The following is an 11,323-nucleotide window of genomic DNA, read 5'->3' as shown; positions in this document are numbered from 1 at the left end:
CATGGCAATTAATTTTGCCCAGGCATTTTCCCAGTTAATTGCCCTGTTCAAACAACCGCCTTATCCTGTAACACATCGCCCCTATCCAAAATTACGTCACTTCATACTCGACGTCATGGCAGAAGGACGTCGTAAGAACACAATTAATTTATTGTTTGAAGCCGATCTCGCAAAAATACGTACACATCTGGAAAAGCATAATACACAGCAGGGTATGCGTATTTCCATGACGACTTACATCGCCAAAACACTGGCCTGCGCAATCAATGAAGACAAATCCATACAGGCATATCGACATGGGAAATCCAGACTGGTCATCTTTGATGAGGTAGACCTGGCAATCATGGTCGAGCGCGAGGTAGATGGTCACACCATGCCCATCACACAACTAATACGCAACGCTAATCAAAAATCAATTGACGTCATCGCTCAGGAAATTCACGTGGCAAAAACAGCCCCTGTTGGTGAGACGGGACCTATGACAGCATTGGAAAAGTTGTTTTTCTCACTACCCACCTGGCTACGCAAACTCGTCTGGATAGAAATCCGGCGTAACCCACATTCATTCAAACAGGTTGCGGGTACAGTAGGTATTACGTCTATGGGTATGAACGCAACAGGCCCTGCAGTGATTATACCCATCACCCCTATGACCCTGACTTTGTCCATAGGCGCAAGTTACAGTAAAGTTGTATTGGATGACGGTGTAGCAGTGGAGCGTGATTTCATCCAGATGAATTTAGGTGCCGATCACGACATCATAGACGGCGCGCCTCTGATGCGCTTTGCTGATCGTTTCAAGCAAAAACTGCAGGATGGTTCCGTACTGTAGTCCTTGGGTCGCATCAAAATTTTCAACGACCTCCAATGTTATCGGCAACATAAGGTCACGCTCCGAATTCAGGCGATGTAGGCAGCAATTTAACTGGGCTTCGTATCAGTCTGCAGGTTAACTTGATCTGGCACCCCACCGCTACTTAACCCAACTTTAACACACTAAAAAATATTCACTTTATTATCAACATGTTGTATTGATAAAAAAATCGGAGTGGCACTACAAGCTCGTCATTTTGGTCAAATGATCATTTTTTTAATGCCGCCAGGTGCAGGAGTTACTCCCAGTATTTTGTAGATATTCATCAGGTCTGGTTCAGCGACGGTGGTTTTGCGCACATGCAATGTGCTGCCATCACTGCGTTTGAATGTGGCAGTTACCCGGCGCTGTACGCCGAGTGTGGCGCGCAATCCTGTCCACGACAGGTGAATGCTGGCTGTTTTGAGTTTCGTGCGTATGATTTGTACCGCTTGATACGCCAGTGCGGTAATGAACAAATGCCCATCGACACGCGCTTGTTTCGAGTGGTGTACAGGGCGCAACCCCAATTCACTTTTCAGGGTGCGAAACACGCTTTCCAGATCGGTCAGCATCGTATAGGTACGCCACAACTTTTCTGCATCCCAATCCGTTTCGTTGCTGCGCAGGCAATACACGCCAGGGTGGGTCATCATGGTGCCGTCTATGGGCATCTTTGTCCACGTCAACTGGGTAGCTTGCTTGCCCGATTCATTTGCCGTGAGCTCAATCTGGTAATGCTGGCTGGCACCCCGGCTTTTTTCCTTGAGTCGCCCGATGCGCTCCATGAGTTTGTCGTAACGCTTTTCCCCTCGCGGCTTGACAAGGCCATCTGCCAGTTTTTGCAATCCCGCTTCGTATCCTGCAGCAAATCGTGCGAGCATGGCACTCTCTTTCTTCTCCCTCCCGACGGAGTGACAGTACAAACGAACTTCCCGCCCATCTTCGCTGAGTTCACGCTGAATCTGTAACGCTTCGCCCTGCCTGGTTTCAATGTCGATGGCACGCAATTCATCAAATTGCCGTGCACCACGCCGACTGACTACCAAATACCGGTAACCGTGTTCAACCAGCCAAACCAGATTCGCTTCGGTCGCAATGCCTCGGTCCATAATGACCAATGCACCTGTCGGTGCGTTCAATCCATCCAGCATGCCTTGCAGGGTGGTGCATTCGGCTACATTGCCATCAAACAGTTTCGTTCGTTTGAGAAAGCCGCTCCCGTCCAATACTGCACCCAATGTGACCAAGGGGCAATCACTGCGCTTTTCTTTGGAACGTCCTCGTTTGGCTTGCTCGTTATCCGCAGCGTCACCTTCGAAATAGGTGTTGGTCAAGTCATATAATGTGACTGTTTCATCCAAACAGAACAGTGAGTTGACCGCAGCATAAATATGCTGCTCCAGGCATTCGCGGTGTTTGATGAGTACGTCAGAAGCCTGATACATGCGCGTATGGGGCATGGCTTCGTAATCGAAATCGATCAGCTCACCCAGCGCGCTTTCCGCTCGTAACCATTTCCATGTCGACCATTCCGATGCGGGTCTCGCCATACGTCCAATGACATTGCCCAGAATCGCCGCTCGCATCACACCGTTGATGCCCAATTCGGTTAATTTCTCAACGAAACCGACTTCAGACAACGCATACAGTCCGAGATGCTCTATCCCTACAGCACGGGGTTTCGTCAGTTGCAGGGTATCAACATCTACCTCGTGAATATCCTGCGCAGGTTCAGTGACACCCCCCAAGTCAGCAGCAACTTGTTGCGGTATGCTTTCCAGCAGTCGTGCCGCATAACGTTGTGCGGCTTTTTCGAGGGATTCCGGTACAGACCCTGGCAGTAACACAGCCTGGCTGCCGTTCAATTCGTCAATTCGTTGACACAGCAATGGCCAATCATGCTGCTCAATCGGAAAGTGCCGCCCCAGATTCAACAAAGTGACTTGCCGTACTTTGCCACCGACTCGTTCAGAGCGAACGAGTCGGTGAGTGAAGTAGGATTCACCTGTCGTTTTGTTGTTGGTTTGGGTTCGTCGAATAAACATGCCGCGAGCGTACCAGAAAAACAAGGGGGAAAACCACTTTTTAACAGGCTTGAATAAAATATTATGGCACTACAAAACGGTTTTCTGAAACACAAAAAATGACAACCTATAAAAATCAAACGGATATATCAAAATCAAAATGCAAATCCGACGTTTTTTTGGGAATTGGCGTTAAAGTTGGGTTAGCTAATCTATATAAATAATCCACGTCCAATGGGATGGGTGGGTTGAATGAAGTTATGTTGCGTTTAATTTCCTGCATACTGACATGAGTGGTGGTAGATATTGTCATTACATCCACCCCTCATGGTATTGAGCTAAACGCGCTTTAAGTTTCATGATTAAATAATTGAACAAATCATCTGCACCCACCCATTCAGTTTGTTTAAGTGTACGTGTTATCCATACAATCAAGGCTTCTTCATTGTTTTTACACTGGGAACAACCCAGTACAAATGGTAGCTCTATCCCATGATGTATTTGGAATACATACTTCAGGCTTTCTACCAATCGTGCCATGACTTGTGGGTCGGTTAAATTAATGTCATCTATGCTGTACTTATAGGATGGTTGCTTTAATGACACCACAGATGTTCGCGTGATTTTATCCATGTTGAGCCACCTCATCGCTAGTTAATAACTGATCCCAATGATGTACTTCTGTCGCTACTCGTTCAGGGCTGAGTGCTATCCCTGAGGTGGGTGGTGTAATTTGTATGCTAGCGGCTATCAGGCGCTCCATAGCTGATCCATCTTGCCGTGTTAAATTGGGTACATAGCGGGTATAAACGGTAAACAACATTTCAGTATTGCTATGCCCCATTTGTTTAGCAATCCAGGTCGGATTCTCCCCTGCTCCCAACCACAATGTCGCCGATGTATGGCGAGTCTCATAGGGGCGTCGATAAGGAATACCCAAATACGCTAGCAACGGTGTCCATACTCGATGCAAGAAATTAGAATTGCTAATGGGTTGCCCATCTCGCGTTACAAATACGCATTCATACAGGCCCCCCTGTGCTTGTTTATGTGCCATTAGGGCATCATAAACCAACTGGTTCATCTCAATTTCACGCTGAGAACCATCGTTTTTGGTATATTCCCACTGTCCATAGCTATGTGTTTCACGCACGAGTATCTGGCGCTTATCAAAATCAACATATTTCCACTTTAAACCATCGATTTCACCTGTACGCATACCGGTAAAAAAGCGAACAATTAAATAAGCCCGCCAATCAGCCCGTACATGACTGATTATTTTATTTACCTCTTCCACCGTGAACGGCTCTATATGTACTTTATCCTCTTTAAGTGGCTTGATACCACGATAAGGCGTGTTAAAATCATAGCGGATGGCTGCTTCGTCAATAATCATCTTGAATAATTTCAGGAATTTATTGATGGTCTTAGGCTTTAATTTTCCGTTTGCAGATTTGGCGATCATTGAGCGGAATTTAAGGATATCGGCTTTGCCGATGCAGCCAACCATCATTTCCCCAAAATAGGGATTCAGTCGATTATCAATATAAGCCTGATAACCCTTGGCTGTACTACTGCGCCATGTAGGCCGTAACTCATCAAACCATTGTGCAGCAAAATCCTTAAAATAAGGTGTCGTAGGAATCACAGGAATATCCGTTGATACAATGGGCTGAACCACCACAGTATTGATTTCCTGCAATCGATTCAACATAGGACTGTTTGGAAAGTAACGCGCGTAGTCAAATTTACCAGAAGCAATTTCAGCTTCAATCTTGGTCATGACTACACTAAGCTTTTTACGATTAACGGGCGTGTCTGTTAATGATGTATATTCTCTGCAGCGCAATTTCATAAACTGAAAATCAAAATATAGATTTCCTGTGTCTTTTTTTACACGAACATTAGCCATAACATACACCTCCATTACTCATAGGAATGCTGTTGTGAACTGGCATGTGCTGCGCCATATCTTCTTCTATGTGCTCCCATATAAACAAAATTTTACGTTGGCTGAATGGTCGAACATAGTGCCGACCTTCAATTAGAACGCTGTTCATTAACACTTGACGAATTGTTCTTGGGTTGTACTTGATTCGTTGTGATAATTCTTCTGTTGTTAAGTATGTTAGTGACATATCAACTCCTTCTTGTATAAAATGAATGACTTTAGTTCTTCTCAGGATTTTTTTAATCTCCTGTAGAACATATTAATCAATAAAATAGCATTTGTAAAGCAATTTAATCTACAGGAGGTTATTTTTAATGATTAAGTGCCATTTATCTCGAATGATGGGCGAAAAAAAACTAAAGATTTCTGATCTAGCTATGGCGACGAATATAAATAGAGGCACGTTGACGCGGTTATATAAAGAAACCATTACCCGAATTGACATTGAAGTAATGAATAGCCTCTGTGTGTATTTTGAATGTGGGATAGGAGATTTATTTGAGTACAAACCTGATGATCCATCAGGTATTATTTAGTCTTTTATTCATTTTGTCTGTTATTCAAACGTTTTAATAACTTGTCTCAGATTTGTCCCTAATTTGTCTCTACAGGATAAAGGCCAAACGAAGCTAAACATTATTGCGCATCAAGATAGTATCAATTTCAATTGCAACAAAATATGTAATACACCCCGCAAACCTCATCAAATAGGCATCTGTGGGTTTTTATTTAGCAAAACCACTTGCGTTTTATCCAGTAATCTTTATAATGCGTATCTTCAATTCCCTGATAGCTCAGTTGGTAGAGCGACGGACTGTTAATCCGCAGGTCCCTGGTTCGAGTCCAGGTCGGGGAGCCAAGACATAACAAGCAGGCCATCTTTCGAGGTGGCCTTTTTTGTTTTTCCAAGTGTTCTGGATTAATTTGAGCCATATGCTCATCCACACGTCAAAGGAATCGACATGTCAGTAGACCAAGTTCTTAACCATTTGAAAAAACATGGGCAGCTTCTCGATTTGGAGATAGCGTCAGCAACAGGTCTTGCGATAGATCAAGTACGCAAATCACTGGCTGATTTAACGTCACGGGGTGAAATCTCCCAGTGCAGCGTTACTCACTTCAATGGCGATAAACGCATTGATGGTTTTCAGTGCAGGATTTCAGGTTATGTACCGCCTGTTGCACCGGGTAGAAAAGCAGGACCTACCAAAGACGGCGCATCAGATTAGTTTTACTATTAAGCTGCCTCGGCAGTTCAGGAATCCAGCGAATGATCCCTTCCACGAGGGGTGATTTCAGTGGGTTTCAACCAATATAAGGAGTAACACCAATGACCAACGCACAACGCAGAGCAGCAGCCCGTATGGCTGAATTGAATGGCAGCACACCAATACCAACGTCCAGCAGCACGTTCTGTCCTCATGAGGCAGGCGAGTATTACCTTATCAATGTGGATGAGGTTGGCACCACGATCAATCTGTTTGCCAAAGAGCACAAGCCGCCTGCTCACACCTACAACATCATTACTGTGGAGTTTGATCTGGATCCTGAGACAGGCAAATGGATATGGTTTGATGGTAAAGAAAATCAGTCCCCGCGTAAGAATCAGGATGGCTGGCGTCTAGGCAGCAAGCAGTTATATGACACACGCGAAGGTGCAGAGGCTGAGCTTCAGCGCGAGATGGTCAAAAATGGCGACCGTGTAACTAAGGTGCATGACCTGCCAGACGATGCGACTGCATTGAAAAAGATCCGTAGCGCTCACCACCCAGACCGTAACAATGCTGATGCCGACCATGATCTTTATCAGGCTGTTGTCGAGAAGCTGGACAGGATGCGTGCAGCGAGTCAGTAATCTATACTGCAGCCTGACCGAGTTCTACCCCATAAACCCACCCCCTACCCGGTGGGTTTTTTATTAATATGGAATATTACAATACTTCACTATCCTCCCTTGTATAAACAGGCATTAAATCATTCTTCTGAATGGCTTCTCTGCGTTGCAGAACTAAGTGTTGAGGTGAGTATTTCGCTAAAAATTACAATTTTTAATAATAGCCTGCTATCAACTACTAAATATCCCATTAAAATATACCCTAGAATACTATGGGCTTAATAACAATGGTATATCTCAATAAAATCGCGAAGAGAGATATGTAGGTGATAGCCATGAAAAGCACATACTTTATTTTGCAATTTCTAACATACATAGCGACACTGACATTTGTGGCTTCCGCATACTCACCAACAAATACATTTGGAAGTGACATAACAAATAACAGTGTGGTTCTACGCATCAACAGTCAGGATAATAGTGAAAACCTCACTAAACTGATTGGAGAATATCGACAATCCGCAGAGCGAGGATCAGCCTCCGCACAATACAATTTAGGGGTTTTATATGACACAGGCCGAGGTGTAGTGCAAAGCTATACCACTGCATTGAAGTTATACCGTAAGCGTCCAGCCCAGCCACTCCAATCCCTTCACTACTTATGGTAGTTCATTTTTAAACGGCAGCAATTCATCAATCTGGCTATTAGGCCAGACCGGTAATTTTTCCAACGTATCTTTGAGCCATGCATAGGGTTCCAAGCCATTGAGCTTGGCGGTAGCCAACAAACTCTGAATCGCTGCAGCGCGTTTGCCTGCACGTTCTGAGCCTGCGAACAGCCAATTCTTTTTGCCGATGGCAATGGGTCGTATCGCATTTTCGACTGGGTTGTTATCAATAGGCAAGATGCCGCTGTCCGCATAGCGTATCAGTGCTGGCCAACGCTTGATGCTGTAATCCAACGCGCGGGCTGTGCCGCTGCCATCGGCCACTTTGACGCGAGTCTGGATTAACCAGTCATGCAGTTCGCCCAATAACGGTTTTGCCTGAGTCTGGCGCAACTGCAAACGACCTGCCGCATCCAGCTTGTCCGCAGCCTGCTCAATGGCATAGAGTGCCGCGATACGCTGCAGCGCAGCCGCTGCAATTGGACTTTGGTTGGCCGCATGCAAATCAAAGAACTTCCGACGTGCATGTGCGAAGCATGCCAGCTCAGTGATGCCTTGGGTAAATAACGCTTTATAACCAGCGTAATCGTCAACCATCAAGTGTCCTTGCCAACCTGCCAGAAAGTGCCGCGCATGCAATCCCTGTCGCCCTGGCTGATAGTCAAACACCACGATAGGCGGTGCGGATGAAGGGGATGCCAAATCACCCGTGCGGTAAGCCCACAGATAAGCTTTCTTGGTTTTGCCCGCCCCGGGGTCTAATTGTGGCACTGGCGTTTCATCCGCATGCAATACACTGCGTGCCAGCAGTAATTCAGTGAGCCTGTCGACCAACGGTTGCAACGCTACCCCCACACGTCCGACCCACTCCGCCAAGGTGGAACGCGCCAGGGTCACCTGGCTGCGCTGGGCAATGTGTTCTATACGGTAGAGCGGTAAATGATCAACGAATTTACTGATCATCACCCACGCCAGCAAACCTGATGTCGCCACGCCGCCGTCGATGACGGCAGCTGGAATGGGGGCGGCAGCAACGGTTTCGCAGTGGCGACAAGCATACTGTGGACGGATGTGTTGATGCACGGTGAACTGGGCAGGTTCGACATCCAGTTGTTCGCTGATGTCTTCACCGATTTTGATTAACGCACCACCACACGCACCGCACTGGCAAGATGCAGGCTCATGGCGATGAATGATGCGGGGCAGATGGTCAGGCAGTGGCTGACGACCTGCGCGTGGACGCGCAGGCTTGGGGATAGCGGTTGTCGCATCTTCGGTATTAGGTGTATCTGGCTGCCCGATTTGGGCTTCAATGGCCGTGATGTCGGCTGCCCAGCACTCATCAAACAACGCACGCTGCTCAGGCGAGAGCTGCTCGCTCTTGTTGGCGAAGCGGATGCGGCGGTAATAGGCAAGTTCCAGTACCAAAGCCTGGTTCTTGAGTTCGGCGTGCTGGATTTGCTTAGTCAGCGTGAGGATTTGTGCGGTGTTTTGCTGGAGTAATACTGTGTTTTGTTGAATGAGTTCAGCATCCTGTTTAACCTGCGCCAACAGCTTATCCACATACGCCGCCAAGGCGGGATCGGGGATAAATTGGGCAAGTTGTTGGGCTGAATCCATGCTTGAATTATACCATTTCACCCCGCCTGAAACCAGCAATAATGCGGGTTTCAGGCATGTTTTTACTGAATCATGAGTGGCTACACCTGCCAGTGGGCAGGGGCTGGGGCACTGAGTCTTTGCCAGTCGATACCTGTGATCAGCCAGTCCCACTGTGTGGGGGTTAAAGGATGGGTGATGGCAGCGATGTCTGGCCAGGTGAAGTGACCACGATGCAGTCGGCGTTGGCACAACCAGACCCCTGTGCCATCCCAGACCAGGAGCTTGACCCGCGTTTGGCGACGATTACGGAAGGCGTAGGCGGCGCCGTCGCAGGGACTGCGACCCAGGCGGTGCTGGATGCGCTGGGAAAGGCCATCTATGCCGATGCGCATGTCCACGGGTTCGATGACTAGCCAGACCTGGGTGGCGATGGGGCTGATGGGATGGGCAGATATCATGGCAGTTGCCGCAACAAGTCAATTAGCCAGGGCGTGCTAGCAATGGGAAGCTCTACCCGCCAGCCAGTGGGGCTGTGGAGCTGGAGCGTGCCCGTGACAGGCGCAGGTTGAACACTGACGGGGATGAGGGTTAGCGGTGGCTGGCGCGTGAGATTGGGCGCTGTTGTCAGCTGGCTGCGCCAGCGATAAAAGGTCTTGGCACATAAGCCGTGCTGGGTGCAATAAGCTGTGACGGTCAGTTTGGTTTGTTGCCAAGCGGTAAGGTGCGTTTGCCAAAAATCAGGCGTGTGTCGAGTAGCCATCTAGCGTGCCTTTCATAAAAAAGCAGCTAGATTGCATGAGTTTGGCGGGCAATGACAGGTGGATGGGCTGGACGCTTACGTTATACCAACAATCTGCCACTCAAGGTTATGCACCTGCACAATTTCAACTAGGGATTATGTACGACTTTGGTAAAGGCGTTCAGCAAGATTATGTAAAAGCTATGAATTGGTACCAAAAGGCTGCTGATCAAGGTATTGCAGGGGCGCAAAACAACTTAGGCTTCATATACGCCAAGGGGAAAGGCGTGCCACAAGATTATATTCAGGCTATGAAGTGGTACATGTTAGCCGTAAACAATGGTTTTACTCCCGCTATGCAGAATATGCAGAACATAAAGCAACTTGGGGTCGCTGTAGAAAACGGAATTTAAAGTACGTTAAGCCGTCCGGTAATCCCCCCATTAATAACCGCAGTTAAAAGTAGAGGTTAAGCGGCCATAGCGAGTTTGTGTTTAGGCGGGATACCGCCAATCGCCGTGTTTGGTCGTTCGTTATTGTAAGTCCATAACCAAGCTGTCGCAAAGTTTTGCACTTCCTCGACGGTATCGAACAAGTAATGCGCCAACCAGTCATAGCGCACTGTGCGGTTATAGCGCTCGATATAAGCATTCTGCTGGGGGTTGCCTGGCTGAATGAAGTCAAGTTTGATACCCCGCTGTTCAGCCCATTCCTTAGTCATATTGCTGATGTACTCAGGGCCGTTGTCACATCGAATCACCTTGGGTACGCCACGCCATTCGATGATTTGTTCCAGTGACCGAATCACACGTTCTGACGGCAGCGAGAAATCCACATCAATACACAAACCTTCACGATTAAAGTCATCAATGACGTTGAATAGCCTGATACAGCGGCCATCCGCTAACTGGTCGTGCATGAAGTCCATTGACCAGACTTCGTTGATTTGTGTTGGTACGGCAAGCGCCTCTGGTTTCTCCCGTACCAGACGACGTCTGGGTTTGATGCGTAGGTTCAATTCCAGCTCGCGATATATTCTGTAAACCCGCTTGTGGTTCCAACGAAACTGTTTGGTATTACGCAGGTAAAAATAACACAAGCCAAACCCCCAGTTGCGTTGGTTGGTGGTCAAACGTATCAGCCAGTCGGCGATGAGGGCATTCTCTGACGACAGCTTAGCCTGATAGCGATAGCAGGTTTCGCTGATATTAAAGGCAGCGCAGGCAGTACTGATGCTGATTTGCCTAGTTTGCACTACCAACACAGCCATCTCGCGGCGCAGAGATGGCTTCACCACTTTTTTGCAAGCGCCTCTGAAACGATTTCGGCTTTGAGGCGTTCTTCAGCATACATCTTTTTAAGCCGACGGTTCTCGTCTTCCAGCTCTTTGAGCCTGGCCATCATGGAGGCATCCATGCCGCCAAATTTGGCGCGCCATTTGTAAAATGTCGCTGAACTCATGCCGTGCTCTCGGCATAGTGTAGGCACTGGCGTGCCTGCCTCCGCCAGCTTCAATATCTGCATAATCTGGTTGTCACTAAATCGGGTAGTCTTCATGTAAAAAATCCTCAAATCCTAATTAAGAAAATTCTACTTTTAAATGCACTTATTTGCTGGGGGGATTACCCGGTCCGTGCAATGAAATTGTA

The 11,323-nt window shown here is 47.4% G+C and carries 13 protein-coding genes and 1 tRNA gene; 6 read left to right on the top strand and 8 right to left on the bottom strand.

All coding sequences use genetic code 11. The features are described from left to right. Window position 1: 1 nt before the first annotated feature. Window positions 2-832, top strand: a complete 831-nt coding sequence (locus SFSGTM_RS07520; RefSeq protein WP_162084620.1) for a 2-oxo acid dehydrogenase subunit E2 — start codon at window positions 2-4, stop codon at window positions 830-832. 242 nt (window positions 833-1,074) lie between these two features. Here the strand turns inward: SFSGTM_RS07520 and SFSGTM_RS07515 are convergent, their stop codons facing one another. From SFSGTM_RS07515 to SFSGTM_RS07500, 4 genes are all read right to left on the bottom strand, one after another. Beyond that, window positions 1,075-2,901, bottom strand: coding sequence for an IS1634 family transposase (locus tag SFSGTM_RS07515; RefSeq protein ID WP_162084619.1), 1,827 nt, complete (start codon window positions 2,899-2,901; stop codon window positions 1,075-1,077). 115 nt (window positions 2,902-3,016) lie between these two features. Then, window positions 3,017-3,193 (bottom strand): hypothetical protein, encoded by a 177-nt coding sequence (locus SFSGTM_RS07510; protein ID WP_162084618.1) that lies wholly within the window; start codon window positions 3,191-3,193, stop codon window positions 3,017-3,019. After that, window positions 3,193-3,513, bottom strand: coding sequence for a hypothetical protein (locus SFSGTM_RS07505; protein WP_162084617.1), 321 nt, complete (start codon window positions 3,511-3,513; stop codon window positions 3,193-3,195). The genes SFSGTM_RS07510 and SFSGTM_RS07505 overlap by 1 nt, the downstream gene beginning before the upstream one ends. Then, the gene (locus tag SFSGTM_RS07500) at window positions 3,506-4,792 is read right to left on the bottom strand and encodes a site-specific integrase (RefSeq protein WP_162084616.1); all 1,287 of its coding nucleotides are present in this window, start codon (window positions 4,790-4,792) and stop codon (window positions 3,506-3,508) included. The genes SFSGTM_RS07505 and SFSGTM_RS07500 overlap by 8 nt, the downstream gene beginning before the upstream one ends. Window positions 4,793-5,145: 353 nt before the next feature. On the opposite strand from SFSGTM_RS07500, the gene SFSGTM_RS17320 reads away from it, so the two are divergent. From SFSGTM_RS17320 to SFSGTM_RS07480, 4 genes are all read left to right on the top strand, one after another. Next, entirely contained in the window at window positions 5,146-5,367 is a 222-nt protein-coding gene (locus SFSGTM_RS17320; protein WP_162084615.1) for a helix-turn-helix domain-containing protein, read from the top strand. Window positions 5,368-5,614: 247 nt separating this feature from the next. Beyond that, window positions 5,615-5,690: transfer RNA gene (locus SFSGTM_RS07490), tRNA-Asn, on the top strand. A gap of 103 nt (window positions 5,691-5,793) precedes the next feature. Then, on the top strand, window positions 5,794-6,060 hold the full coding sequence (locus tag SFSGTM_RS07485) for a FaeA/PapI family transcriptional regulator (protein WP_162084614.1): 267 nt from the start codon (window positions 5,794-5,796) through the stop codon (window positions 6,058-6,060). 101 nt (window positions 6,061-6,161) lie between these two features. Then, window positions 6,162-6,686: a hypothetical protein gene (locus tag SFSGTM_RS07480; RefSeq protein WP_162084613.1), complete on the top strand. Its 525-nt coding sequence runs from the start codon at window positions 6,162-6,164 to the stop codon at window positions 6,684-6,686. A gap of 638 nt (window positions 6,687-7,324) precedes the next feature. On the opposite strand, the gene tnpC is transcribed toward SFSGTM_RS07480, so the two are convergent. The 3 genes from tnpC to tnpA form a co-directional block, all read right to left on the bottom strand. Next, on the bottom strand, window positions 7,325-8,953 hold the full coding sequence (tnpC, locus tag SFSGTM_RS07475) for an IS66 family transposase (RefSeq protein WP_162084465.1): 1,629 nt from the start codon (window positions 8,951-8,953) through the stop codon (window positions 7,325-7,327). An 80-nt stretch (window positions 8,954-9,033) separates the two neighbouring features. Continuing rightward, a complete protein-coding gene (gene tnpB, locus SFSGTM_RS07470; RefSeq protein WP_232526076.1) occupies window positions 9,034-9,327 on the bottom strand; it encodes an IS66 family insertion sequence element accessory protein TnpB in 294 nt (97 codons plus the stop codon). A gap of 62 nt (window positions 9,328-9,389) precedes the next feature. After that, window positions 9,390-9,695: an IS66 family insertion sequence element accessory protein TnpA gene (gene tnpA / locus SFSGTM_RS07465; protein ID WP_162083703.1), complete on the bottom strand. Its 306-nt coding sequence runs from the start codon at window positions 9,693-9,695 to the stop codon at window positions 9,390-9,392. Between the two features lie 35 nt (window positions 9,696-9,730). Between tnpA and SFSGTM_RS17190 the strand changes: the two genes are divergently transcribed. After that, window positions 9,731-10,087 (top strand): tetratricopeptide repeat protein, encoded by a 357-nt coding sequence (locus SFSGTM_RS17190; RefSeq protein ID WP_162084612.1) that lies wholly within the window; start codon window positions 9,731-9,733, stop codon window positions 10,085-10,087. A 56-nt stretch (window positions 10,088-10,143) separates the two neighbouring features. On the opposite strand, the gene SFSGTM_RS07455 is transcribed toward SFSGTM_RS17190, so the two are convergent. After that, window positions 10,144-11,231 (bottom strand): IS3 family transposase gene (locus SFSGTM_RS07455; protein WP_162083368.1). Its coding sequence is split into 2 segments (ribosomal slippage): window positions 10,144-10,979 and window positions 10,979-11,231, totalling 1,089 coding nucleotides; the frame shifts between segments, so codons are not numbered across the junction. Between the last annotated feature and the right edge of the window lie 92 nt (window positions 11,232-11,323).

Origin of the sequence: Sulfuriferula nivalis (assembly GCF_009937995.1) — a bacterium.
Classification (GTDB): Bacteria; Pseudomonadota; Gammaproteobacteria; order Burkholderiales; family Sulfuriferulaceae; genus Sulfuriferula; species Sulfuriferula nivalis.
Note: the sequence above shows the minus strand (reverse complement) of the source record. Positions and strands in the feature narration are given on the sequence as shown.